Origin of the sequence: Rhodopila sp. (assembly GCF_965277825.1) — a bacterium.
GTDB lineage: Bacteria > Pseudomonadota > Alphaproteobacteria > Acetobacterales > Acetobacteraceae > Rhodopila.
Window position 1 is genome coordinate 2292923 of record NZ_OZ255846.1, and the last position, 24774, is coordinate 2317696.

Genomic DNA, 24774 nt, shown 5'->3' on the forward strand with positions numbered 1-24774 from the left:
TGTCATGCAAACCGGAGCCATCACAGGCTATATCGATGTCGCACAGGTCGCACTTTATGTGTTCTGGCTGTTTTTCTTCGGTTTGGTGTTCTATCTGCGCAGAGAGGATAAGCGGGAGGGTTACCCGTTGGTGACTGAGCGGGAAGGCGTGTTCCTGCAGGGGTTCCCGGTGATGCCGCCACCGAAAACCTTCCTGCTGCCGGATGGCAGCACGGTTAGCTCGCCGCGCGTGGAGCTGCCGCAGCCGACTTTCGATGCGCAGCCGGTTGCATCCTGGCCGGGTGCGCCGATGCATCCGATGGGCAACGCGATGCTGGCCGGGGCGGGGCCGGCGGCTTCGGCGTTGCGGGCCGACGTGCCGGATCTGATGCAGGAGAACGGCGAGCACCGGGTGGTGCCGTTGCGGGTCGCGACCGACCATACGGTGGATGAGGAAAGCCCTGATCCGCGCGGCAAGGAGGTGGTTGGCGCGGACGGCGTTGTCGGCGGTGTGGTGTCGGATCTGTGGGTCGACCGTGCCGAGACGCAGATCCGATACCTGGAGGTGACGCTGCCGGCAGGGGCGTCGGTGCTGGTGCCGATGCCGTTGTCCAAGGTCGACGCGACTGGGCAAGTCGTGGTGGCGTCGGTTCTGGGGTCGCAATTCGCCGACGCGCCGAACCGGGCCAGTCCGGACTCGGTGACCCTGCGTGAGGAGGACCGTATCCAAGCTTATTACGCCAGCGGTTATATGTACGCGACGCAAAGCCGGGTGGAGCCACTGCTATGAACGAGCACGATTACGAGCCGATACCGGGGCTGCCGGGGCCACTGCCTGAGGGCGAAACGATTCTATGGCAGGGCACGCCGCGCTGGCAGGCGTTTGCTCGGCGCGCGATGCGGGTGCGCCTGGTCACCGGGTATTTCATGCTGCTGGCGATATGGGGTATCGCCGGGCGGCTGTCGTCCGGGACGCCGCCGGAACAGGTTTTGCTGTCGACGCTTCGGCTGGGCGGGTTGGCGGCGGTCGCGATCGGCTTGCTGGTACTGTTTTCCTGGCTGGTTGCCCGCACCACGATGTACACCATCACCACGCGGCGGGTGGTGATACGCTTTGGGATCGCAGTGCCGATCAGCATTCAGATTCCGTTCGGAATGATCGCATCGGCCGGTGCGCGTAGCTGGTCGGATGGTAGCGGCGATATCGCGTTGACGCTGCTCGCGGGCCAGCGCATCGGCTATGCGGTGCTGTGGCCGCACGCTCGTCCATGGCGGACCGGCAGAGCCGAACCGGCGCTGCGTGGTATTGCGGATGCGGCCGCGGTTTCGCTAATCCTGGGGCGAGCGTTGGCGGCTTCGGCGGCGCAGCCGGCCAGGGCGATCGCGGTTCCGGTGGGCGAGAGTGCCGGCGCCGGCGGTCATGTTCCGGCAGCGGCGTGAAGGAGTGGGATCGATGAGCAAGGCACCGTTTCCCCGCCCGATCCTGTTCGTGGCCGGCGCCGTGATCCTGCTGTCGATCGTTACGGCAGCAGTGGGGCGGCTGACGGGGGCGGCCAACAGCACGCCGACCGCGCCGGCGGTTGCGTCGCGTGAGCTGTTGTTCCGCGATCAGCCGAACGGTGCCGTGGCGGTGTATGATGCACGCAACACGAAGGTGCCGATCGAAATGATCGCGCCGGCGACCAACGGTTTCCTGCGCGCCACGGTACGCGGGCTGGCGCAGCAGAGATTGCGTCAGGACGCCAGCGTGTCGGTTCCGTTCCGGCTGACCGAATGGGCTGACGGGCGGTTGACGCTGGCCGATCCGACGACCGGGCGGGCGGTCGAGATGGAAGCGTTTGGCATCACCAACGAATCGGTGTTCGCCGAACTGCTGACCGCGCAGGCCAAGTCATGAGGCGCATCGAGGTTCCCTGCACGGTGGATATCGAGCAGACGGCGGACAGTCTGCATGCTCATGTCGTGCCCGAGGGTATCGAGATTCAGCCGGGTGATCGGGTGCTGGTACACGGTGCGCCGTCTCGGGTGGCGTTTGGCGACCGTCTGGAGTTGCGCTGTTCGGCCACGGTGATCCGGGCGACTGCGCTGGGCAGGCTGTGGGCACAGATCAGCGGACTGCTGGAGTTCACGGCGTTGTATGAAGTCGGGTTCGAGCGGAGGGAAGCGCCATGAAGCCGGTCACCGAAACCACGCAACTGGCGCAACGCGATACGGTGCTGAGTCCGCGGTTCTATACCACGGATTTCGCCGCAATGGATCGGCTGGACGTGACGCCGGTGCGCAAGGAGTGGGACGAATTGATGGCGGAATTCGCCCGCGATGCCAACAAGCATCATTTCGTCCGCAACTCCGATTACGATATCGATTTGTCGCTGATGCCCGAGGATCTGCGCGAGGAATTCATCCATTTTCTGGTCAGCTCGGTCACCTCGGAATTCTCCGGCTGTGTGCTGTATGCCGAGATCAAGAAGCGGGTGAGCAATCCCGATATCCGCGACTGGTTTGCCTTCATGAGCCGCGATGAGGCGAGGCACGCGGGCTTCATCAACGACACGCTGAAGGATTTTGGTGTCGGTGTCGATCTGAGTTTCCTGACCAAGGTGAAGAAATACACCTACTTCCGGCCGAAGTTCATCTTCTACGCGGTGTATCTATCCGAGAAGATCGGCTATGCCCGCTACATCACGATATTCCGCCAACTTGAGCGTCATCCGGACAAGCGGTTCCATCCGATCTTCAAGTGGTTCAAGGAGTGGTGCAACGACGAGTTCCGTCACGGTGAGGCGTTCGCGCTGATCATGCGGGCCAATCCCGAGGTGCTTTCGGGGTTCAACCGGATCTGGATCCGGTTTTTCCTGCTGGCGGTCTTTGCAACGATGTTCGTGCGTGATCATGGCCGCCCGATATTCCACCGCGCGCTGGGGCTGGACCCGACGGAATACGACATGCAGGTGTTCCGCATCACCCAGGAGATCTGCAAGCAGGTGTTTCCGGTGACGCTGGACCTGGACAATCCGGCGTTCCTTGCGGGTCTGCAACGGCTGTTGCGGCTGAGTGGCCGGATCGAGGCAAACAAGGGGCAGTATGGCTTGGGTGGCATTTTGAAGGGGCTTGGGTTGAAGGCCTCGGCGGCGGTCACGCTGGGGCGATTGTTTTTCATGCGGCCGCGGCAGCACGAATTGCCGAGGGAAATCCGCATGGCGCCGGCCTGGTAGGGCAGGGATGGCGCAATTTGGACTGCCGGCGCTGCATGGTCTGCTGATCTGGTGGTTCAGCACCGGGCTGATCCTGGTGCTGGACGGTCTGCCGACGCGGACCTTCCGGTGGAGCATGGCGGCAGCGACCGCGGTGCTGATCGTTTCGGTGTTCGGGCTGGTGAGCAGTGCGTCCGACACCAGCGTGACGGGTGCCTATACAGCGTTTACCTGCGCGGTGCTGATCTGGGGGTGGCTGGAGATCAGCTTCTACATGGGGTTTGTCACCGGCCCTCGGACGCATCACTGCAAGCACGGCTGCAGTGGCTGGCGCCATTTCGGGCATGCGGTCCAGGCCAGCTTGTATCATGAGATCGCCGTCCTGGTCCTGGCCGCGACGGTGATCGGTCTGACCTGGCGTGGCAGCAACCACTTCGGGACCTGGACCTTCATCGTGCTGTGGTGGATGCATCAGAGCGCTCGGTTGAACGTGTTCCTGGGGGTCAGCAACCTGAATGCGGAGTTCCTGCCGGAGCACCTGGCGCATATCAGAAGTTTCTTTCGCAGCGCGCCGATGAACCTGCTGTTCCCGTTCTCGGTCACCCTGTCCACCATCGCGGCTGTGCTGCTGGCGGAACGGGCGTTTGGGGCGGCGGATCTGTTTCGGCGCACCGGCTATACGTTGGTCACCACGATGATGGTGCTGGCGATCCTGGAGCACTGGTTCCTGGTGCTGCCGGTGTCGGCGGCGAAGCTTTGGAACGGCCTGTGGCAGTGGAGCCTTGGCGTGCGCGGCAAACCGGCCGGGGCGCCGAGACCAACGACGAAACAAGCAACCATCGGGGGACGCCCATGAACTACGAGCAATTCTTCCGCAAGCAGATCGACGGCCTGCGCCGCGAGGGCAACTATCGGGTGTTCGCGGATCTGGAGCGGCAGGCCGGAAGTTTCCCCCGAGCGACCCACCACAAGGGGGTTGGGGAGGCGCAGATCAGGGTGTGGTGTTCCAACGACTATCTCTGCATGGGCCAGCATCCCGCGGTGATCGCTGCGATGCACGAGGCACTGGATCGGTGTGGGGCCGGCGCCGGGGGCACGCGCAACATTGCCGGCACCAACCACTACCACGTGATGCTGGAGCGGGAGTTGGCCGATCTGCATGGGACCGAGGCCGCGCTGCTGTTCAACTCCGGCTACATGTCGAACTGGGCGACGCTGAGCACGCTGGCCGGGAAGATCCCCGGCTGTGTGGTGCTGTCGGATGAATCGAATCATGCCTCGATGATCGAGGGGGTTCGCCACAGCCGAGCCGAGAAGCGGATCTGGGCGCACAACGATCCGGAGGATTTGCGGCGCAAGCTGGCGCAACTCGATGCGGCGGTGCCGAAGCTGGTTGCCTTCGAGTCGGTCTACTCGATGGATGGCGACATCGCGCCGATCGCGGAGATCTGCGACGTGGCCGACGAATTCGGTGCGATGACGTATCTGGATGAGGTGCATGCCGTGGGGCTGTATGGTCCGCGTGGCGGCGGGGTCAGCGAACGCGAGGGGGTGGCAGATCGATTGACGGTGATCGAGGGGACCTTGGCGAAGGCGTTTGGCGTGGTCGGCGGCTACATCGCGGGGTCGGCGTCGATGTGCGACTTCGTGCGCAGCTTTGCCTCGGGGTTCATCTTTACCACGGCGTTGCCGCCGGCGGTGGCGGCGGGGGCGCTGGCGAGTATCCGCTATCTGAAAGGCAGCCAGACCGAGCGTAAGCAGCAGCAAAGGCAGGTGGCGAGATTACGGCATCGGCTGGATGCGGTGGGAATTCCGCATTACGACAACCCCAGCCATATCGTTCCGGTCATGGTTGGCGATCCGGTGTTGTGCAAGCAGATCAGCGACCGGCTGCTGGACGATTTCGCGATTTACGTGCAGCCGATCAACTATCCGACCGTGCCGCGCGGAACCGAGCGTCTGCGTATCACGCCGTCGCCGATGCACTCGGATGCCGATATTGAACATCTGGTGAATGCATTGGGCACGATCTGGTCGGAACTCAGTGTGCTGAAAGCAGCTTAAGCTATATACAGCGGCACAACAAAAGGAGGCGGCCGACGTGAGTAGAGAATTCGAGAAGGCGACCCGGCGACAGATGATGCGGGCCGGGCTGGCGGCGGTCGGCGGGATTGTGGCGGTAAGCAGCAGCGCCAGCGCCGAGGACAAGATCGCCCAGGCGCAGGTGCAGTATCAGGAGACGCCGAAGGACGGCAACAAGTGCAGCACCTGCGTTAACTTTCAACCGCCTAATGCGTGCAAGATCGTCGCCGGCACGATCAACCCGAACGGCTGGTGCATCGCGTTCGCGCCGAAGCAGCAGTCCAACGGATAAGGCGATCCGCGCCGGGAGGTTGTCCCGGCGCGGTGCGGCCTACTTCTTCGCCGGCAGCGGTTCCGGATTGGGTGACAAGCTGCGCAGATAGGCGATGACGTCGGTGCGTTCCTTCGGGTCAGGGATGCCGACGAAGGTCATTTTGGTTCCCGGTGCGTAGGCGCTGGGTTTTTTCAGCCACTGATAGAGTTCGTCGTAGGTCCAGGGCCCCTGCTTGCTTTTCAGAGCGGCCGAGTATTCGAACCCTTTCATATGCGCGTGCGGTCCGCCGACGACGCCGTAGAGGTTGGGTCCGATGCCGGCCTTGCCGCCGTCGGTGAAGGTGTGGCAAGCGATGCAACCCAGCTTCTTGGTATCAGCTTCGCCCAGCTTGGGGTCGGCGGATGCGAGCAATGTCTCGACCGGAGGTTCGCCCGCGGGAGAAGCGCCGGCCGGGGCGGCCGCCGCGGCCGCAGGGGGTGGTGCCTCGGTTGGCGAGGGCAACGCCTCGGGTTTTGCGGCCAGGGTGTGCAGGTAGTCGATGACGTCTGCACGTTCCTTGTCGTTCTTGATGCCGGCGAAAGTCATTTTGGTGCCTGGTGCATAGGCACTGGGCTGGTGCAGCCATTCGTTCAGCTCATCGAACGTCCAGGGGCCCTTCTTGGCCTTCAACGCGGCGGAATATTCGAAGCCCTGCATGTGGGCGTGCGGTCCGCCGACGACGCCGTAAAGGTTGGGTCCGATGCCGGCCTTGCCGCCTTCGGTGAAGGTGTGGCAGGCGACGCAGCCCAGCTTTTTGGTATCCGCCTCGCCGGCTGCCGGATCGGCCTTCGCCAGCAGCGGCGCGATCGGGGTCAGTTGCGGGGCGGCCGGCGCGCCGGAGGGTGCGGTCTGCGGGATGTCGATCTTGATGGCCGGTTTGGCCAGATGATGTTCCTGGATCAGGATCGTGCCGACGGTTCCGCTTAGGAAGAAGGTGATCCCCGCGACCAGGACCGCCGCGATCCCTTTGTTGACCTCCATCGAGTCCATTCAGCCAAGCTCCCAGTCCACAATTGCCGGCGTTTACTCGCAGACATTGTGGTGGACGTCAATTTCGCTAGGGCGTGTCCAGGGCGAAATTTACCGCTTGGACACACCCTGGTTTGTCACATGATTCAACCGGCTTGAACGTTCCGCCCAGCGCGATTGCCGGTGGCCCGGGTTCAGTGCGAAACGGTCTGCAGTTCGGGGAAGTCCTTCGCCATGCTGACACCAAACAGCGGTTTGTAGACACCTTGGTGGCAGGTGGTGCAGTTCACTTTCGGCGAATCGCCGGTCGGCCCGAGTCGGGCTTGCGGGAAGACGCCGTGCAGCGGGTCGAGATAGTTGTTGTTCAGGTCGCGCACCATGCGGATGCCATACCAGGCGGTGACGCGCTGCGGCGTGCTTTGGCTCCAATCGGTGAAGGATCGGCTGTTATGGCAGTAGGTGCAGTTGACGCCGAGTGACTGGGAGAAATGGATCATCAAGGCATAGGTCCAGTCGGTTTGCTTGATGGACGACCGGTTGGTGCCGGCCAAGGCCTGTTGGCCGATGACACGTATGTTGGCATCTCCCTCCAGGAAGGGGGTGAACGGATCGAACGGCAGCGAGGTGTCGTTGATCAGGGCGGTCGGGTGGTTCTTGCCAGCGGGTGTCTGCGCCATGCCGCCGGCCTGCTGCGGTCCGGGGTTGTTGAACCAGATGTTGGCCGGCACCGGCTGACCGCGGTGGCAGGTGTAGCAGGTCACCCCGGTTTCGGCGACGTGGTTCTTCCAGTTGGCGTTGACGTTCTGCACCATCTGGATCATGCGCCGGGCAACAACCTTGGTGTAGAGGCCGTCGGAAGCCATGTTGTTGACGTCGTGGCAGTAGGCGCAGCCTTGGGCAGGGGATACCCAGTTGGTGATCGAGGCCATCAGGCGGGTGAAGTTGCCGACACTCTCGTCGCCCAGCACCTTGACGTTCTTGTAGACGGCGCCCGCCTTGGGACCGCTGTCGGGGAGTCGTGGCAGCGAGACCGGGACCTTGTTGGCGTCGAGCTGGTTGGCGACGATCCTGGGGTTGTAGATCTCCTGCATGGCGACGCCGCGATAGCCGCGTTGGACGGTATCCATCGGCGGGCGCTCGGTTTGATACAGGATGACGGCGGCGGCGGCGAGGACGAAGCCGCCGATCGCGAAGCGAAGCGCCACGCTCATTTCACCGCTCCTGAGCCCGAGATGGTGGCAGGGTCCACGATGTTGCCGAAGACATGTGGATAGCTTGGTGCGATGCCATGCTTGACGCCCCACAGGTACCAGTTGTCGACCACGGTGCCGGTGAGCAGGATGCCGATACCGCCGACCAGCGGGCAGAGCACGGCGAACCACCAGGCCCAGCGATGGATCGACTCGGCGGTGGCGTTGAAGCCCATGGTCCAGCGCCAGAATAGCGCGCCGCGCTCGAAGGCGGTGCCGCGGTCGACGATCTGCTCGACCTCGCGTTCGGCGCCGAAGCGGCTGGTCGCCAGCACGGTGGCGCCGTGCATCGCGAACAGCACGGCGGAGCCGTAGAGGAAGACGATGGATAACATGTGGAACGGGTTGTAGAACAAGTTACCGTAGCGTATCGAGAACGCGGCGGTCCAGTCCAGGTGGGGGAAGATGCCGAATGGCACGGCCTCGGCCCAGCTTCCCATCATGATCGGGCGGATGAAGCCGAGGACAAGGTATAGCCAGATCGCCGCTGCGAACGCCCAGGCGGTGTGGGTGCCTAGGCCGAGCGCGATGGCTCGGCGATACATGCGCGTCCACCACAGCAGGATCGAGGCGGTCAGGAAGAAACCGGCCATCAGCCACCAGCCGCCCTGGGCCAGTGGTGGCAGGATCGACAGACCGTAGGCTGGCGGGGGTGGTTCCAAAGCGAGCCAAGGCAACTGGCGGACGAACTGGATCGGGCTCCAGTCGACCGAGGCCCACATGTTCAGGCCAATGATCTCGATCGCGAAGAAGCCACAGATCAGCGACGCGACGCCGGTGAACCCGAGGTAGATCGGGCCGACCTGTGCGTCACCGATCAGGCCAAACAGGTGCGAATGAAACGGTTTGCCCGAGCGCTTCCAACTGCCGTGGGGCAGAGCGATACCGTCATGCAGCGGTCCGCGAACCTGGACCCGGGTAAAGATATTCTGATATTCGGCCATGTTTCCCTCCCGGCTTGCGGATCAGTGTGCCCAGATCGGAAGATTGAGCCACCAGCTCCACCACTCCGGCCAGCCGCGGCTCCAGAATGGTCCGCTGATGATGATGCAGACGGCACTCCAGAACGAGGCGGAGACCGCCAGGAACAGTCCGAGGCGATGAATGCCCAGGGTGCCGATCGAGTAGCCGATAGTATCGCGGAAGTAGGCGTTTTCCTGTTCCGCGGACTTCACCGCCTCGCCCTTGCGGGGATTGGCGGCGGACAGCACCAGTGAGGCGTGCAGACCCAGCGCCAGACAATTGGTGAAGAAGAAACTGACGGCGATCATGTGCGCTGGATTGTAGTGGAAGTGCAGATACTGGTAGCCGGTATTCGATACCCAATCGAGATGGCTCATGATGCCGTAGGGAAAGCCGTAGCCCCAGGCGCCCATCAGCAGGGGGCGGGCGACGACCAGGGTGAAATAGGCCAGGATGGCGAAGCCGAAGGCCACCGGAACGTGCATCCCCATGCCGAGCTTGCGGGCGATCTCGGCCTGGCGCAGCGCCCAGGAGCAGAACGCGCCGAGCGCGCAGATGGTGATCAATTGCCACAGGCCACCGTGTGCCAGCGGTGCCAAGGCGAGTCCGTAGCTCAGGTCGGGTGGGGCGATGCTGATGCGCCACAAGTTCCAGGTCGGCCCGATGGCGGCGCCCCAGACGATCAGCGCGGTGCCGAGGATCGAAAAGAACGCCGCGGTAACGCCGAAAAATCCGACGAAGAATGGTCCCACCCAGAAGTCGAACAGGTCACCACCGATCAGGGTGCCTCCCCTGACTCGGTACTTCCTTTCAAAGCTCAGCATGGCCATTGCCACGGTCTCCTATCGATGGGCGGGAAGTGGTGACGGACCGGGGCTGCTCGGGCTCCTGCATCCGTCACCGTGGTCGAACACAGTTACTTCGCGGCTGGTGGCAAGGGCGCCATCTGTGTAGCCGCGGTCGCACCATGATGCGGCCCTTCCAGCCAGTTGAACCGGTCGGTGCTGAGCAGGATGAAGTGGATCAGCAACGCCAGCACGAACAGGAAGACGCTCAACGCGACGAGCACCCGCCTGGGGTCGAAAAGCAGCCAAAGTCTCCACATGTTCGCTTCCTCCTAAACGAGATGCGAGATCGTGTGGAACGCGGTTCCGCCGGCATCATACAGCCACGAGGTGGCATAGCCGTTCGGTCCGGGCAGCCAAGGCCGCCACTGCCACGCGAGGAAGTGCGCGACGATGGCGATTACGGTGAAGACAATAAAGCTCGTGATAAAGATACCGTGGAACTCTTTTGCCTCCGCCTCAGTCAACCCCGTTACCGAGGGTCCTGTGGTTCCTGTTGGGGTTATAGCCATTTGGTTACTCTCCAGTCTCGGCCTCGCGGCCCTTGTCGCGCCCATCCCGCGCAACTGGGTTTGCCGTAAAAGCGGGCCACGGCGCCCATTCCGTTCGGGAACCCGACGGAATTCCGAGTAGGCCGGGGGTCACGCGAGCTGCCTTTCGGCGAGCGCCGCGGCGACGTGGACCGCAGTGACGCGATCCTCATTGGCCTGGCGGACTGTGGTTTCGACCCGGTCGCGCAACCGCTTGGCGGCGGAGATGCGGATCAGGAACGGTTCGGTTTCGAGGTGATCGTCGAACAACTGCTGGGCGTCGTCGTCCCAGGGAGTGCTGGTGTTTAGCCGCGACGGCGTCGGTTCGATCTTGTCGAGCTCGGTGCCCAGCGGCAGGATGGTGAACAGCGCGTCGAACAGCGCGTTGCAGAATTCCTGCACGATGTAGGTGGCCCCGGCGTAGCCCATGAACGGGGTGCCGGTGGCGCGGCGGATGATGGCGCCTGGGAATGACGCCGGTATATACATGCTGCGATTGCCGGCCTCGGCTGCATACATGCGTTCGTTGTACGATCCGAACACCACTAGTGGCGGCTTGGTGCGCAGAGCCGTGCGGATCGCGGCGTTGTCGGGCTTGACACCAGCGCAGCGCGACACCGCAAGGGTGCAGGGGATGCCCATCTCGGATTCCAGGAAGCGCTGCAGGCCGCGGGTGTAGGTGTCGGTGGCGACCACGCCGAACGACGCGGTTGCGAAGAAATCCTGGGTGACACTGCGCCACAGGTCCCAGATCGGCTTGATCGTGGTGTGTTTTTCGCGCTCGATGAACGGTTCGGGATCGAGGCCGGTCAGTTGGCCGAGTTCGCGCAGGAAGCTGGTGGTGGTGAACAGCCCGATCGGTGCCTGAAGGAAGGGGCGGTCGAGGTCTTCGCACAGCTTGCGGCCGAACTCGCGATACATGCAGATATTGGCGTCGGCCTGGGGCAGCCGCTGGATGTCGTCGATGTGGGCACCGAGCGGGAAGGTGAGGTTGACTTCGCAGCCGATGCCCTCGACCAGACGGCGGATTTCGGCGACGTCGGAGGGCATGTTGAAGGTGCCGTAGATCGGGCCGATGATATTGACGCGGGGCTTGGCGCCCTCGGGACGGACGTAGGGTTTGGGCTTGGCGCGCTTGGCGCCAAATTCGGTCCACAGCCAGTAGATCGCGCGGTCGGCGGCCTGCCACTGGTCTTCGTCGATGGTGCGCGGGATGAAGCGGAGTACGTTGGAGCCTTCGGGGGTGACGCCGCCGCCGATCATTTCGGCGATGCTGCCGGTGACCACCACCGCTGGCATGTCGGGGTCCTGGGTGGCGGCGGCGCGGCGCATGGCGTCTTCGGTGCCGTTGCGCGACAGTTCTTCCTCGGACAGGCCGGTGACGACGATCGGCAGTTCGTGTGGGGGGAGCGCGTCGGTGTAGTGCAGCACGGCGGTGACCGGCAGGTTCTCGCAGCCGACCGGTCCGTCGATGATCACCCGCAGGCCGCGGATTGCGGTGAAGGTGTAGACCGCGCCCCAGTAGCCGCCGGCTCGATCATGATCCAGCACCAGCATCGATCAGGTCCCCACCGCTTGGGTTGCCTTGGCTTTCGCCTCGCGGGCGCGGCGGTAGCGGTCCTTCGATCCGGGCGGGTCCTTGGGAATACTGGTCCAGCCGTAGCCGGCGGTTTCGCCGGTGCCGACCTTATCGAAGAAGCTGACCATGCGGGCGAAACGATCGCGGCCCTTGGTCTGCGCGGCGACGATCGCGGCGAGGGCGGCAGCGCCCGGGGCGCCGAACAGCGGCCGGGCGGATACCATGTTGGTGAAGTAAAGTGCCGGGATGCCGAGCGCCTTGGCTTTTTGCACCAGGGGCGTGGTGCCAACGGCGAGGTCTGGCTGCACATCGACCATCGCGGCGATGTCCTGTTCCAGCGAGGCGCGGTATTGCACGTGGGCGCCGTGGGCTTCGAGCCAGGCGCGATCGGGGGCGCTCCATTCGGTCTTCGGCAGGGCGGTGCCGACATAGGGGATTTCTGCGCCGGCTTCGATCAGCAGGCGGGCGACCAGCAGTTCGGATCCTTCGTAGCCGGAGACGGTGATGCGGGCGTTGATCGGATTGGCGGCGAAGGCGGCCTGGATCTGGGGCAGGGCCTTGGCCTTGGCGGCGTCGGCACTGATGCCGGTGGCGCGGGCGATGGCGTCGAGCCAGTCGGCAGTGGCCTCGACGCCGACCGGGCCGGAGCCGACGATGGGGCGTCTGGCGGCCTGCATCTCGCGGATCGATGCGGTGTAGAAAGGATGGACCGCGGCGGCGGCGGCGCAATCCAGCGCACCGTAGAGGTCGCGCCATTCGCGTGATGGCACCTGTGGTCCGACACCGAGGCCCATCGGTGCGAGCAGGGCGCCGACCGCCACCGGATCGACCGGGAACAGTTCGCCGATCAGGGTCACGGTGGGGAGTTCTGCCTGCGCGCGTGGGCGTGAGACGGGGCCGGCTTCGACCTCGGTGCGGGCGTAGCGCAGCATGGCGCCGGCGAGGACGTCTTTCGCCTCGGCGTGGGTGGGGACGCCGAAGCCAGGCACGTCGATGCCGATGATGCGCACGCCGTCGATGGCTTTCGGCAGGCGGTCGAGCGGCACGCCGGATGCGGTCGGCACGCAGAGGTTGATGACGACGACGGCGTCGTAGTCGTCGGGTTTGGCGGTCTCGAACACCGCGTTGCGGATGTCCTCGTAGAGTTGGCCGCGCACCAGGGATTCCGAATTGAACGGTACGTAGCCGACGGTGCGTTTGGCGCCGTAGAAGTGGGACGTGAAGGTCAGGCCGTAAACGCAGCAGGCCGAGCCGGACAGGATGGTGGCGGTGCGGCGCATGCGCAGGCCGACGCGCAGCGATCCGAACGCCGGGCACATCGATTGCGGCTGGTCGTGCGGGCCCTTGGGGTAGTCGGTCATCAGCCGCTCGAGCGATTGGCTTTTGCCGGCGGCGCGCGCGGCCTCAAGCATCGTTTCGCGTCCGCCGTGGCAGCCCGAGGTGATGTCGCCGTCCACGCTCATGACCCCTCGTAGATGACTTCGAGCGACGGCTTGTCGAGCACGGTGGCGGCGCACATGTCCTCGGTGGTGGCCGGATCCAGTACCACGTCGCGTCCGACCGCGTCGCCGGCGAACAGGCCGAGCAGGGCGTCGTGGGTCAACGGGGTCGGGCGTACCGGCGGGGCGAGGGCGACCTGTTCGGCGAGTTGCTCGAACACTGGGGCCCAGCGGCCGCCGGGCTTGCCGATGATTTCGTAGTTGGCGCTCTTGCGGCGGATGTCGTCGTCGGCGGGGATAGCGGACAGCACCGGGATGCCGACGGCGGCGGCAAAGGCCTGGGCCTCGCCGGTGCTGTCGTCCTTGTTGATGACCATGCCGGCGACGCCGACATTGCCGCCCATCTTGCGGAAGTAATCGACGGCGGAGCAGACGTTGTTGGCGACGTAGAGCGATTGCAGATCGTTCGATGCGACAACGATCACCTTCTGGCACATGTCGCGCGCGATCGGCAGGCCGAAGCCGCCGCATACCACGTCGCCCAGGAAGTCGAGCAGCACGTAGTCGAAGCCCCACTCGTGGAAGCCTAGCTTTTCCAGCAGCTCGAAGCCGTGGATGATGCCGCGGCCGCCGCAGCCGCGGCCGACCTCGGGGCCACCGAGTTCCATGGCGAACACGCCGTCGCGCTTGAAGCAGACGTCGCCAATTTTCACCGCCTCGCCGGCCAGCTTCTTTTTCGACGATGTTTCGATGATGGTTGGGCAGCTTCGGCCGCCGAACAGCAGGGACGTTGTGTCGCTTTTCGGATCGCAACCAATCAGCAGCACCCGCTTGCCCTGCTGCGCCATCATGTAGGACAGGTTGGCGAGGGTGAAGCTCTTGCCGATGCCGCCCTTGCCGTAGATGGCGATGATCTGGGTTTCTTTCTTCACCGGACCGGTCGCAGGGGCATCCGGTTCGATCGCCGCCTCGGTGCGGAGCCGGGAAAGGGCCGCGTCAAAGGGTGCGTTCATACGGTGGCTCTCCAATCGAGGATCATTTTCAGGCAGGCGGGATCGCCGAACGCGGTGCGGTAGGCGGCATCGGCGCAGGCGGCTTCGGCTCGATGGGTGATCAGGCCGTCGAGCGACAGCTTGGCGTCGTCGATCAGTTGGCGAACGGCTTGCAGGTCTTGCGGCTGCCACTGCGCGGCGACGCGCAGGCGGGCTTCGCGCATGAACGCCATCGGGAAGGCGAACGACAGCCGCTCGGCATAGAAGCCGGCCAGCACGATCTCCCCGCCGGGGGCGATGCGGGCGATCAAGGTGTCGAGCAGGCCGGGATCACCGCTGGCGTCGCAGATGCAACGATAATCCTTGCGCGGGTCGTCCTCGGGGCGCAGCACTTGGTAGCCGGTGGCGCCGTCGGCGCGCTGCGGGTTGGTTTCCCAGACCACGGGGGGCGGGGCGCCGGCGGCGAGTGTCAACCTCGCCAGCAGGCGGCCGACGACGCCGTGACCGACGATCAGTTCGAGTGGCTGGCCTCCGGCGATGGCATGTTGCGCGGTCGCCGCCAGCGCGATCAGCGTGCCGCGTTCACCCAGGTCGGGATCGATCGCCAGCGCGCGCGCGGCGGGCACCACCAGGCGGGACGCGGCGCCGCCGAACAGGCCGCGGATTTCGCCGAAGCAACTGGCTCCGGCGACGAACACGGTTTCCCCGATGCGTTGCCGGAAATCCACACCGGCGGCGGCAATGCGGCCGACCGATTCGTAGCCCGGGACCAGCGGATAGCCCATACCGGGAAACGGCGGCATGGTGCCTTGCCACAGCAGCCGCTCGGTTCCCGTGCTGATGCCGCTGAAGGCGATGTCGACGACCACGTCCGCAGGGGTGGGCGGCGTCAGGCCGATCCGGTCCAGGGAGAGACTTCCAGGTCTGTTGAGCACAACTGCTAAGGCTTCCATCCCTACCTCTTGCCGAGCCGTTTGGCCGCTAAGCACGAGAATTTCTGTCATCCTAAGTTGACGGATTGATCTGTCAACCGGGATTTACGGATTCACTTCACCGCAGCGAGGATTCGCACCAGCATCGGCTGCGGGCTGGGCAGCAGGCGGACGCGGGTGAAGCCGGCGGTGTGCAGCATGGCGGTCAGTTCGTCGGGGCGCCGCGGGCGGCCGCTGCCCATCGCCAGCAGGTAGAACAGGAAGTAGGCCTCCATGCCGCCGGCGGCCGCTGTGCCGGCCATTGGTTCGGCCAGCAGCAGGGTGCCTCCCGTGGGCAGGGCGTTCCAGGCGGCCGACAGGATGGAAGCGGCGGCTTCGTCATCGTGATCGTGAACGACTCGCACCAGGCTGACGATGTCGGCGCCTTGCGGCAACGGATCGGTGCGGAAGTCGCCGCCGAAGATGCGGGCGCGCTTGTCGAGTCCGGCGGCGGTCAGGCGCGGGCGGGCGTGTTCGGTCACCGCCGGCAGATCGAACAGCATCAGGTCGAGGCGGGGCGCGGAGGCGGCGGCCTGGATCAGGAAGGTTCCGTCACCGCCGCCGACATCCATCAGGCAGCGGTGGCGGTCGAGTCGGTAGCTGGCCAGCACGTCGGCGGCGACCAGCGGCTGCGAGGCGGCCATCAGGGTGGTGTAGGCGGCGACATCCTGGGACGGCAGGTTGGCCGGCATCGGCCCGGCGGCGTAGGGCCATAGCCGCCCCAACTCGGTGGCGGGGTGCTGGCGCCGCAGCAGGCCGACGGGATCGCGAAGATCGGTATAGAGCGGCGCGTGGTGCCGGATCATCGCGGTGACGGCGGGGTTGCCGACCAGCGCGGCCCCGAGCACGCCGAGACCGAAGCGGTCGTGGCCCCGGCGCTGCAGCAGACGCAGCGCGGTGGCGGCATGCAACAGACGGGCGGCGTCGGTGGGTGGCAGCGACAGTCGTTCGGCGATCTGGTCGGTGGTGTGTGCGCCGTCGCGCAGGATGTCGAACAGGCGCAACTGGACGCAGGCTTGCAGCACCTGGCTGTAAACGAAGCCGGCGCAGAGGTCGAACAGCGCGGTGGCGCGCTTGCGGGCGATCGGTCGGGTCAGCGGGAACGCGGTGGCGCGGCGCTGAAACCCCGGATCGGACAGCAGCCGGTTGCGCAGATCGAACCAGCGGGAGGTCAGGGTTTGCAGCACGGGAGTGTTCGGGTCACGGCCGGCGCGGGACGACCGCGCGACTTTGGGGCTCACCCCGGTAAGACGTGGGTGGCCGGGCCAGGGCCGGCCATGACACGGCGACGGCGGGGCCACGAGACGATGGAACCAGACGTCGCTTTGGCACTTTACGCGGCGCGTTGCGAGAGGTCCTTGGGCAGCAGGCGGCGGGCTTCGCTGAGGGTCAGCGCCTTCAGGGCGGCGGCGCCGGGGCAGGGCGGGATCGAGCCGGCGGCCGCCTCGGCCAGCGCCTCGAGATGGCGCAGTGCGGCGTCCACACCCATGGCAAGGGCGGCGTTGGGGCGGCCGAGGGCGAGATCCTGGCCGATCGGTTTGCCGAGGTCGGCCTCGCCGGACAGCACGTCAGCGATATCGTCGGCGACCTGGTAGGCCTCGCCCAGGCGTTCGCCCAGTTCGCGCCACGGCTGTGGTTCAGCGCCGGCGGCGGCGGCGCCGAGCGCGGTGGCGGCGGCGAACAGGGCGCCGGTCTTGGCGCGCTGGTAGCGGGCCAGATCGACACTTGGCTCGCATTCCCAGGCCTGGCCGGCTGCGATGCCGGACGGCAAGCCGGTGGCGCCGGCCATGATCAGCAGCAGCGCCGGCAACCGCGCCGAGGCATCGGCGGCGCCCCAGGCGATGGCCTGGAACGACAGCACGATCAACGCGTCGCCGGCCAGCACCGCCAGCGGCTCGCCGAACGCGCGGTGCACCGAGGGGCGCCCGCGGCGGGTATCGGCGTTGTCGAAGCAGGGCAGGTCGTCGTGGATCAGCGAGGCGCAGTGCATCAGCTCGATCGCGGCGGCGCCGGCGTCCGAGGCGGCCGGCTGGTCGTCCCCGCAAGCCGCGGCGACGGCGAGGCAGAGCCTTGGGCGGATGCGCGCGCCGCGCGGAAACACCGCGTGCCGCATGGCAGCGGCGAGCAGCGGTGGGGCGTCCTGGGTATCGACACGATCGATCGAGGCCGACAGGGTCCGTTCGATCCGGGTGATGGCATCCATGGCGATCCTCCCCTCGGCGTGTTGATTTACGGGTGTGTGTTTGCCGGGTGTGTGTCTTTGGCCGTCTGTCTTTGGGCGTCAGTTTAAGGCGTTGGTTCTTGGGTGTCTATTTTAGTTGTCGATTGGAGTGTCAGATCATATTGACACATAAGTCAACGGCGATTTTGGGGTCCGAGCAGGTGCGAACGCCACGCGTCATCGTGATCGGTGCTGGAGCGGGCGGCCTTGCGGCGGCGATCGAGTTGGCGCGGCAGGGGGCGGCGGTGACCGTGCTGGAAAAACAGCTGGCGGTCGGCGGCAAGATCCGGGTCGATGGCGCCGGTATCGATTCCGGGCCGACCGTGCTGACCATGCGGTGGGTGCTGGAGTCGTTGTTCAACGACGCCGGCGCGACACTGGACGATCATCTGACGCTGCGTCCGGCCGACCTGTTGGCGCGTCACGCCTGGGGGCCGGACCAGCGGCTGGATCTGTTCGCCGATACCGGGCGGTCGGCCGAGGCGATCGCCGCGTTCGCCGGGCGGGCCGAGGCGGATGGGTTCCGGGCGTTCTGCGCCCGCGCGCAAACCGTCTATCGTACGCTGGAAGCGCCGTTCATGAGCGCGCAGAAGCCATCGGCGATATCGCTGACCGCAGCGGCGGGGCTGGCCCCGATGTTCCGCATCTCGCCGTTCGCCACGCTATGGAAGGCGCTGGGTGAGCATTTTCGTGACCCTCGGCTGCGCCAACTGTTTGGCCGCTACGCGACGTATAGCGGGTCGTCGCCGTTCCTGGCGCCGGCGACCTTGATGTTGATCGCGCATGTCGAGCAGCAGGGCGTCTGGCTGGTCGAGGGTGGCATGGTTCGGGTGGCGGCGGAGCTTGGCAGGCTGGCAACGCGGCTTGGGGCCACGGTGCGGGTGGCGGCTCCGGTGGGCGAGATCATGGTGAACGGTGGGCGGGCGAGCGGTGTGGTTCTGACCGACGGGGAGCGTCTCGATTCGGATGCGGTGGTTTGCAACGCTGACTATGCCGCGCTGGCCGATGGTGCGTTCGGCGCCGCGGTGGTGGGATCGGCCCCGGCGGCGAAGCCCGAACGACGGTCGGCCTCGGCGGTGACCTGGACGTTTCCGGCGGTGACTGGGGGGTTTCCGCTGACCCGGCACAACGTGTTCTTCGGTGGCGACTACGCGGCCGAATTCGATGCGGTGTTCCGCGGCGGCGCGATCACCGCGGAACCAACGGTCTATGTCTGTGCCCAGGACCGCGGCGGCGTCGACCCGGCTGTCGCTTCCCCTGCCGCCTGGCGTGCCGCCTTCCCTGCGGACGAGGGCGAACGGCTGCTGGTCCTGATCAACGCCCCGGCCAATGGCGACCGGGTTCAGCTTTCGGCATCGGAGATCGAGCAATGCATGACCCGGACATTCGCCCAGTTGGCCCGATGCGGGCTGATGCTGCACCGCCGGGGGGAAGCGGTGGTGACGACGCCGGCGGACTTCGCTCGGCTGTTTCCGGCGACCGGGGGGGCGCTTTACGGGCAGGCGGTGCACGGGTCGATGGCGGCGTTTCGCCGGCCGGGCTCGCGCAGCGCGCTGCCGGGGCTGTACCTGTCGGGGGGCAGCGTGCATCCGGGTCCGGGCGTGCCGATGGCGCTGCTGTCGGGTCGGCTGGCGGCGGCGAGCGTGCTGCAGGACCTGACTTCTCGGTGACGCCGGCGGGGGGCGGCTATGCCTGGTGGTATGTCGATGCGCTGAGCGACGACGGGGCTTTCGGTATCACCCTGATCGCGTTCCTGGGCAGCGTGTTCTCGCCGTATTATGCCTGGAAGCGACGTGCGGGGCGAGGCGAGGCTGATCCGCTGCAGCACTGCGCGCTGAACGTGGCGCTGTACGGCAAGGCCAGGCGCTGGGCGATGACCGAGCGTCGGTCCGGCGCGGTCCGGCGGGGCGCGGATTTCTTGGCCATTGGGCCGAGTTCATTGGCGTGGGACGGATCGGCTCTGACGGTGTTGATCGACGAGGTCGGGGCGCCGTTGCCTCGGCGGGTCCGGGGCTCCGTGCGGCTGTATCCGTCGGCGATCGAGACCCGGGTGCTGGCCTTGGACTCGGCCGGACGGCATCGCTGGCAGCCGATCGCGCCCTGCGCGCGGGTGGAGGTTGCGCTGGATCGGCCGGGTATGGCGTGGTCCGGGCCGGCGTATTTCGACAGCAACGATGGCGACCGGCCGCTGGAGGCGGATTTCGTTCGCTGGAACTGGGGCCGGGCTCGGGTGCCGGGCGGGACGGCGGTGCTGTACGATGTGGAGCGGCGGGACGGACCGTTGAGCCTGGCGATGCGCTACGACGATGCCGGGGGCGTGACGGATTTCGATCCGGCCGCCGCGGTGGCGTTGCCGGCAACGATGTGGCGGGTGCCGCGCAAGATCAGCGCGGTGGCTCCGGCGGTCGTCGATACGCTGGAGGACACGCCGTTTTACGCGCGTTCGTTGGTTGCCGCCGAGGTCATCGGGCAGCGTGTCACGGTGATGCATGAGAGCCTTGCGATGAATCGTTTCGCCGCCACGTGGGTGCAAGCGATGCTGCCGTTCCGCATGCCGCGTGTATGATCCGGCGGAACCGAGACGGCCCTGTCGTCGTTGTGCGTTTGATTGATGACAACTCTATTTGACAGGGATGGAAAAACGCCATGGTGGATCGACAGGTTCGGCTCGGCGGGCGGTTCGCTATTTCAGCGATGCTTGGGCTGTTCGCCATGGCGATATCGGTCCCGGCTTCTAAAGCGGCCGATGCACCGAATGCCGACCTGGTGGCGAAAGGCAAATATCTGTCTGATGCCGGGGACTGCATGGCTTGTCATACCAAGGCGGGCGGTGAGCCGTTTGCCGGCGGGAAATATCTAGATACGCCGTTTGGCCCGCTGTCGACGCCGAACATCACGCCGGACCCGGAGACCGGGATCGGCAAGGTCAGCGATGATCAGTTCTACCGGGTGTTCCATCAGGGCATCGGGGCGGGGGGCGAGTATCTGTATCCCGCCATGCCGTACCCTTGGTACACCAAGGTTACACGCGACGACGTGCTGGCGATCAAGGCTTATCTGATGACGGTGAAGCCGGTGCATTCCGATCGGCTGCCGAGCAAGATGGCGTTCCCGTTCAATATCCGCACCGGACTGCTGGCCTGGAACCAGGCGTTTTTCCATGAAGGTACGTTCAAGCCGGACCCAGGCAAGTCGGCCGAGATCAATCGCGGCGCCTACCTGGTGCAGGGACTCGGCCATTGCGGCGAGTGCCACAATGGCAACAGTATGCTGGGCGCCGGGGGCGTCGCCGGACAATTGCAGGGCGGCTCGATCCAGAACTGGTATGCCCCGAACATCACCTCGGACGTGCATCAGGGCGTTGGCAAATATACCGACGACCAATTGGTCAGCTATCTGAAGACCGGACAGGCTCAGGGTATGGGCGCTGCCTCCGGTCCGATGGCGGAGACCGTCCACGACAGTCTTGGCAAGCTGACCGATCCCGACCTGCACGCGATCGTCGCCTATCTGAAATCGACCAAGGCCGAGACCACCTATGTCAGCACTGAGCGCTCGGGTTACACCGGGCAGGCGCCGGTCGGGCGGGAGACTTATCTGAACTATTGCTCATCCTGTCACCAGCCTGATGGCAAGGGCCTGCAGGGAGCGGTCGCGCCTTTGGTCAACAATGGAGCGGTGCTGGCCAAGGGGCCGCAGGATGTGGTGCGGACTATTCTGGGCGGCATCGAGGCGAAGAACACCGACGCGCCGATGCCGGCCATCGGGCAGGGCATGACCGATCAGCAGATCGCCGATGCCACGAACTATGTGCGTCAGGCCTGGGGCAACAAGGCTCCGCCGAATGCCGGTTCCGGTACTGCCGGGGAATTGCGGAAGACGACGTCCGTGGCGTTGTATGGAGCGGTGAACGGCCATTGTCCGGCGGTCGAGCCGGCCGATATCGCAGCGGCGGTGAAGGATCCGAAGACCGGCATCCAGGACGCGCTGCAAAAGACCACGCAGGCCACGGTTCTGCAGACGGTCGAGCTGATTGTGCCGAAGCTGAAAGCGGCGGTGCCGCAGGCCAAGCCGGCGGATATCGTGAACGGGCTGACGCTGGCGTATTGCCCGGTGCTGCGGCAGGACGCGACGATTCCGCAGCAGCAGAAGGCGACCGAAATTGGCCAGTTCAGTGAGCGGGTCTATTCGGAACTGCACAGCAGCGGGAAGGAGTAGGCCGGGGCGGTCCTGCCCGGTGGTGGCTGGGCGTTCCCGGTTTTCCACGGGGAATGATGGGTTTCCGGGCTGGTCGTGATGGTATAGTAACTAAGCCGTTGGGGGCGGTTTGCTGCTCAGGGATCGTTCCCCCGGCGAGGATGGGGGGAGGCCGCGGCCGGATCGGCGCTTTGGGCTTTTTCTCGGTCGCGGCGTTTGGTTCGGCGCAGGCTGTAGAGCTCCCAGAACAGGAAGCCCAGCACCACGAACTCACCGAGCGCCCATTCCCATTGGGCGCCGTGTGGCCAGTTCATGCTGCCCAGGTCGCTTCGGCGGGACGCTGTTCGGTCGCCTGTCGCGGTCTCGCGGTGGCGGCGACCAGATAGCCGCAATAGGTTGCCAGCACGAACATCAGGCCGGCGTAATCAAGCGCGGTCAGCAGTCCCGCGCCGCCGAACACGAAGTAGAACAGCGATATCTTCAGTGCGAGCACGCCGACGGCAAAGAAGATCAGCGGCCGGACGATCTGGCCCATGGCGGCGAATTCCGGGCGGATCGAGCCGGGCCGAACCGGGGACAGCCGGCGGCTGCGGTGCTTGAGCAGACTGGCCGCGATCAGCGCCAGTCCGGTGGCGATCAGTCCGATACCAAGCCAGTCATGCATCTGAGGCCTCCTTCAGGATTGCACACGCTGTTGTTGTTCCAGGCGTTCGAATAGTTCGATGGTCCACCGCACGCGCTGCTGCACGGCCCACCACGGAAGCGAGGGAGCCGTCCGGGGCGATGCGTGGACCACGGCATCCACCACGAATACTCCTTCCGGAACGCAGCCGCCAGCCAGCCGGCGCGGCAGCAGCATTCCCGGCAGGCCGGCGGCGAGGACAAGGAGCTTGCGGCGGTTGGACACGACTGCCCTGGCGGAGACTGAATCCAGGTCGCGGCGGGCGACCTCGCGTCCGATTTCGGCGTAGAGCAGGCCGGCGGCGCCGATGCCGAGGCGGCAGGTCAGCGGCAGACGGGTGATGGCGGCGTCGGCGTTGCTGTAGTGCTGTTGGGCGACCGCCAGCAGGCGGGCGACGACGCTGCCCAGCGCGGGGCAGTGTGTCGGATCGGCGAGGAAACGGTCGGGGTCGATGCCGGCCTCGGCGAGCCAGTCCAGCGGCAAGTATAGACGGCCGGCGACGGCGTCCTCGCCGATGTCGCGGGCAATGTTGGACAGTTGCATCGCCACGCCGAGGTTGACCGCGGCGGCGAGCCTGGCGCGGTCGCGCACGCCCATCACCACGGCCATCATGGCGCCGACGGTTCCGGCCACCCTGACGGCATAGGCGCGCAGCGCGGCGAGGTCGGGATAGCGGCGTCGTTCGGCGTCCCAGGCAAACCCTTCCAGCAGGGCTTCGGGCAGACCGCGCGGGATGGCGAAACGATCGACTACCCTGGCGAAGGCGCGGTCGGCGGGCAGCGCGAGCGGGCGTCCGAGGTAGGCGAGATCGAGGCGTTCGCGCAACCAATCCAGGCTGCCGCCGCCGCCATCGATGACGTCGTCGGCGTCGCGGCAAAAGGCATAAAGCGCGACCGCCGGGTCGCGGATCGACGCCGGCAACAGTTTGGCCGCGGCGTCGAAGCTCTTCGACCCTGCGCGCAGCAGCGCGCGGCAGGCACGCTGGTCGGCGGCTTCGAGGTCAACGCGCGGCGGCATGCGGCACCACGCGATCCAGCACCTTGGCCGAGGACAGCACGCCCGGCACGCCGGCGCCGGGATGGGTGCCGGCGCCGACGAGATAGAGCCCGGCTATGTCCTCGCTACGGTTGTGCGGGCGGAACCAGGCGCTTTGGCGCAGCACCGGTTCCAGCCCGAAGGCGGCGCCTTGCCAGGCGCACAGCCGATCGGCGAAATCCAGCGGCGTCATCAGCTTCGAGGTGACGACGTGGCTGCGCAAACCGGGCAGTACGGTGGCGGACAGGTGTTCCTCGATCGCCGCGCGGTATGGTTCGGCGGCGGTGTGCCAGTCGGTCGCGCCGGCCAGGTTAGGCACAGGCGACAGTACGTAGAACGCGTCGCAGCCGGGTGGGGCGAGGGAAGGATCGGTCGCCGTCGGGCGATGCAAGTAGAGCGAGAAATCCTTGGCCAGCAGCTTGCGCTTGAAGATGTCGGCCAGCAATTCGCGATAGCGCGGACCGAGCAGGATGGTGTGGTGTGCGACGTCTTCGTAGCGGCGGTCGGTGCCGAAGTACCAGACGAACAGGCTCATGGAATAGCGGGCTCGTCGCAGTTTGCGATCGGTCCAGCGGCGGCGTGCTTGCGGCGGCAGTAGCTTGGCGTAGGTCCAGGCGGCGTCGGCGTTGGATACTACAATGTCGGCCGGGATGGTTTCACCGGATACCAGTTGGACTCCCTGGACGCGGCCGCCGGCGATGGTGATGCGGGACACCTCGGCGTCGTAGCGCATGGTGCTGCCTTGGGCTTCGATCAGGTTCACCAGGCCGCAGACGACCTCTCCGGTGCCGCCCATGGCGAAATGCACGCCCCAGCGGCGTTCGAGATAGGGGATCAGGGTATAGATCGCGCTGGCGGTGAACGGATTGCCGCCGATCAAAAGCGGGTGGAAGCTGCAGACGATGCGCAGCTTCTCGTTCTTGATGAAGCGGCTGACCAGGCGGTAGACGCTTTGGTAGCCGCCTAGCCGGATCAGATCGGGGGCGATCCTGGCCATGTCCGTCAGCGAGTTGAACGGTTCGGCGCCGAGTTGTTCGAAGCCGATGCGGCAGGTGGTTTTGCTGAGCCGCATGAACCGTTCGTAGCCGTCGAGGTCGGCGGGGGCGAGAAGACTGATTTCGCGGCGCATCGAATCGGGGTCGCCGCTGCAGTCGAAACTGGAGCCGTCATCGAAACGGATGCGGTAGAACGGGGAGACCGGCTGCAAGGTCAGGTCGTCTTGCATCCGCCGGCCGCATAGGTGCCAAAGCTCTTCGAGCAGGAAGGGCGCGGTCAGGATGGTCGGGCCGGCGTCGAAGGTAAAGCCATCCTGGCGGAACACCGAGGCGCGGCCGCCGGCGGCTTCGAGTTTTTCCACGACAGTGACGCGGTAGCCGCGGGCGCGCAGCCGGATCGCGGCGGCGAGGCCGCCGAAGCCGGCGCCGATCACCACGGCATGGGGCGGGGTGGGGGGTGCTGGAGCGTGGAGGGAGGTATCCGTCAACAGGTCCATACACCGAAGTGTAAGCTAAAGGTGACAGTTTTGGCTAGGGG

At 65.8% G+C, this 24774-nt stretch carries 27 protein-coding genes; 11 read left to right on the plus strand and 16 right to left on the minus strand.

The window, feature by feature from the left end; translation table 11 throughout:
• The first annotated feature begins 4 nt into the window (after nt 1–4).
• Genes puhA through ACQY4T_RS11455 form a run of 8 tightly spaced genes read left to right on the plus strand, consistent with a single transcriptional unit; the run spans nt 5 to nt 5547 of the window.
• The gene (puhA, locus tag ACQY4T_RS11420; protein ID WP_428541754.1) at nt 5–769 is read left to right on the plus strand and encodes a photosynthetic reaction center subunit H; all 765 of its coding nucleotides are present in this window, start codon (nt 5–7) and stop codon (nt 767–769) included.
• Entirely contained in the window at nt 766–1419 is a 654-nt protein-coding gene (puhB, locus tag ACQY4T_RS11425) for a photosynthetic complex putative assembly protein PuhB (protein WP_428541757.1), read from the plus strand. Before puhA ends, puhB begins: the two co-directional genes overlap by 4 nt.
• A gap of 13 nt (nt 1420–1432) precedes the next feature.
• Nucleotides 1433–1876 carry a photosynthetic complex assembly protein PuhC gene (gene puhC, locus ACQY4T_RS11430; protein ID WP_428541760.1) on the plus strand — a complete coding sequence of 148 codons (444 nt, stop codon included), beginning with the start codon at nt 1433–1435 and terminating at the stop codon, nt 1874–1876.
• On the plus strand, nt 1873–2151 hold the full coding sequence (locus ACQY4T_RS11435; RefSeq protein WP_428541763.1) for a hypothetical protein: 279 nt from the start codon (nt 1873–1875) through the stop codon (nt 2149–2151). The genes puhC and ACQY4T_RS11435 overlap by 4 nt, the downstream gene beginning before the upstream one ends.
• The gene (gene acsF, locus ACQY4T_RS11440) at nt 2148–3194 is read left to right on the plus strand and encodes a magnesium-protoporphyrin IX monomethyl ester (oxidative) cyclase (protein WP_428541766.1); all 1047 of its coding nucleotides are present in this window, start codon (nt 2148–2150) and stop codon (nt 3192–3194) included. Before ACQY4T_RS11435 ends, acsF begins: the two co-directional genes overlap by 4 nt.
• A 7-nt stretch (nt 3195–3201) precedes the next feature.
• Nucleotides 3202–4029, plus strand: coding sequence for a putative photosynthetic complex assembly protein PuhE (gene puhE / locus ACQY4T_RS11445; RefSeq protein ID WP_428541769.1), 828 nt, complete (start codon nt 3202–3204; stop codon nt 4027–4029).
• The gene (hemA, locus tag ACQY4T_RS11450; RefSeq protein WP_428541772.1) at nt 4026–5237 is read left to right on the plus strand and encodes a 5-aminolevulinate synthase; all 1212 of its coding nucleotides are present in this window, start codon (nt 4026–4028) and stop codon (nt 5235–5237) included. Before puhE ends, hemA begins: the two co-directional genes overlap by 4 nt.
• Before the next feature lie 37 nt (nt 5238–5274).
• Nucleotides 5275–5547 (plus strand): high-potential iron-sulfur protein, encoded by a 273-nt coding sequence (locus ACQY4T_RS11455; protein ID WP_428541775.1) that lies wholly within the window; start codon nt 5275–5277, stop codon nt 5545–5547.
• A gap of 39 nt (nt 5548–5586) precedes the next feature.
• Here the strand turns inward: ACQY4T_RS11455 and ACQY4T_RS11460 are convergent, their stop codons facing one another.
• The 12 genes from ACQY4T_RS11460 to ACQY4T_RS11515 form a co-directional block, all read right to left on the minus strand.
• On the minus strand, nt 5587–6558 hold the full coding sequence (locus tag ACQY4T_RS11460; protein ID WP_428541778.1) for a c-type cytochrome: 972 nt from the start codon (nt 6556–6558) through the stop codon (nt 5587–5589).
• A gap of 173 nt (nt 6559–6731) precedes the next feature.
• Entirely contained in the window at nt 6732–7748 is a 1017-nt protein-coding gene (gene pufC / locus ACQY4T_RS11465; protein WP_428541781.1) for a photosynthetic reaction center cytochrome PufC, read from the minus strand.
• The gene (gene pufM / locus ACQY4T_RS11470; RefSeq protein WP_428541784.1) at nt 7745–8731 is read right to left on the minus strand and encodes a photosynthetic reaction center subunit M; all 987 of its coding nucleotides are present in this window, start codon (nt 8729–8731) and stop codon (nt 7745–7747) included. Before pufM ends, pufC begins: the two co-directional genes overlap by 4 nt.
• 21 nt (nt 8732–8752) lie before the next feature.
• Complete coding sequence (gene pufL / locus ACQY4T_RS11475) at nt 8753–9580, minus strand: photosynthetic reaction center subunit L (RefSeq protein ID WP_428541787.1); 828 nt, start codon at nt 9578–9580, stop codon at nt 8753–8755.
• A gap of 86 nt (nt 9581–9666) precedes the next feature.
• Complete coding sequence (gene pufA / locus ACQY4T_RS11480) at nt 9667–9855, minus strand: light-harvesting antenna LH1, alpha subunit (RefSeq protein ID WP_428541790.1); 189 nt, start codon at nt 9853–9855, stop codon at nt 9667–9669.
• Nucleotides 9856–9867: 12 nt separating this feature from the next.
• Nucleotides 9868–10107, minus strand: a complete 240-nt coding sequence (gene pufB, locus ACQY4T_RS11485) for a light-harvesting antenna LH1, beta subunit (RefSeq protein WP_428541793.1) — start codon at nt 10105–10107, stop codon at nt 9868–9870.
• A gap of 129 nt (nt 10108–10236) precedes the next feature.
• A complete protein-coding gene (gene bchZ / locus ACQY4T_RS11490; RefSeq protein ID WP_428541796.1) occupies nt 10237–11682 on the minus strand; it encodes a chlorophyllide a reductase subunit Z in 1446 nt (481 codons plus the stop codon).
• Between the two features lie 3 nt (nt 11683–11685).
• Nucleotides 11686–13167 (minus strand): chlorophyllide a reductase subunit Y, encoded by a 1482-nt coding sequence (gene bchY, locus ACQY4T_RS11495; protein WP_428541799.1) that lies wholly within the window; start codon nt 13165–13167, stop codon nt 11686–11688.
• Nucleotides 13164–14156 carry a chlorophyllide a reductase iron protein subunit X gene (locus ACQY4T_RS11500; RefSeq protein WP_428541802.1) on the minus strand — a complete coding sequence of 331 codons (993 nt, stop codon included), beginning with the start codon at nt 14154–14156 and terminating at the stop codon, nt 13164–13166. Before ACQY4T_RS11500 ends, bchY begins: the two co-directional genes overlap by 4 nt.
• A complete protein-coding gene (gene bchC / locus ACQY4T_RS11505; RefSeq protein ID WP_428541805.1) occupies nt 14153–15088 on the minus strand; it encodes a chlorophyll synthesis pathway protein BchC in 936 nt (311 codons plus the stop codon). Before bchC ends, ACQY4T_RS11500 begins: the two co-directional genes overlap by 4 nt.
• A gap of 92 nt (nt 15089–15180) precedes the next feature.
• The gene (locus ACQY4T_RS11510; RefSeq protein WP_428541808.1) at nt 15181–16293 is read right to left on the minus strand and encodes a methyltransferase; all 1113 of its coding nucleotides are present in this window, start codon (nt 16291–16293) and stop codon (nt 15181–15183) included.
• A 146-nt stretch (nt 16294–16439) separates the two neighbouring features.
• Nucleotides 16440–17309: a polyprenyl synthetase family protein gene (locus ACQY4T_RS11515; protein WP_428541811.1), complete on the minus strand. Its 870-nt coding sequence runs from the start codon at nt 17307–17309 to the stop codon at nt 16440–16442.
• A gap of 179 nt (nt 17310–17488) precedes the next feature.
• Here ACQY4T_RS11515 and crtD point away from each other — a divergent pair, with 179 nt between their 5' ends.
• The 3 genes from crtD (at nt 17489) to ACQY4T_RS11530 (ending at nt 21545) form a co-directional block, all read left to right on the plus strand.
• Entirely contained in the window at nt 17489–18997 is a 1509-nt protein-coding gene (crtD, locus tag ACQY4T_RS11520) for a 1-hydroxycarotenoid 3,4-desaturase CrtD (RefSeq protein ID WP_428541814.1), read from the plus strand.
• On the plus strand, nt 18994–19893 hold the full coding sequence (locus ACQY4T_RS11525; protein ID WP_428541817.1) for a carotenoid 1,2-hydratase: 900 nt from the start codon (nt 18994–18996) through the stop codon (nt 19891–19893). The genes crtD and ACQY4T_RS11525 overlap by 4 nt, the downstream gene beginning before the upstream one ends.
• Nucleotides 19894–19973: 80 nt before the next feature.
• Complete coding sequence (locus tag ACQY4T_RS11530; protein ID WP_428541820.1) at nt 19974–21545, plus strand: c-type cytochrome; 1572 nt, start codon at nt 19974–19976, stop codon at nt 21543–21545.
• Nucleotides 21546–21661: 116 nt separating this feature from the next.
• Here ACQY4T_RS11530 and ACQY4T_RS11535 read toward each other — a convergent pair whose 3' ends face one another.
• The 4 genes from ACQY4T_RS11535 to ACQY4T_RS11550 are packed head-to-tail and all read right to left on the minus strand — an operon-like array spanning nt 21662 to nt 24724.
• Nucleotides 21662–21838, minus strand: a complete 177-nt coding sequence (locus tag ACQY4T_RS11535) for a hypothetical protein (protein ID WP_428541823.1) — start codon at nt 21836–21838, stop codon at nt 21662–21664.
• On the minus strand, nt 21835–22188 hold the full coding sequence (locus ACQY4T_RS11540; RefSeq protein ID WP_428541826.1) for a hypothetical protein: 354 nt from the start codon (nt 22186–22188) through the stop codon (nt 21835–21837). The genes ACQY4T_RS11535 and ACQY4T_RS11540 overlap by 4 nt, the downstream gene beginning before the upstream one ends.
• A gap of 12 nt (nt 22189–22200) precedes the next feature.
• Nucleotides 22201–23223, minus strand: a complete 1023-nt coding sequence (locus ACQY4T_RS11545) for a phytoene/squalene synthase family protein (protein ID WP_428541829.1) — start codon at nt 23221–23223, stop codon at nt 22201–22203.
• A complete protein-coding gene (locus ACQY4T_RS11550) occupies nt 23207–24724 on the minus strand; it encodes a phytoene desaturase (protein WP_428541832.1) in 1518 nt (505 codons plus the stop codon). Before ACQY4T_RS11550 ends, ACQY4T_RS11545 begins: the two co-directional genes overlap by 17 nt.
• Between the last annotated feature and the right edge of the window lie 50 nt (nt 24725–24774).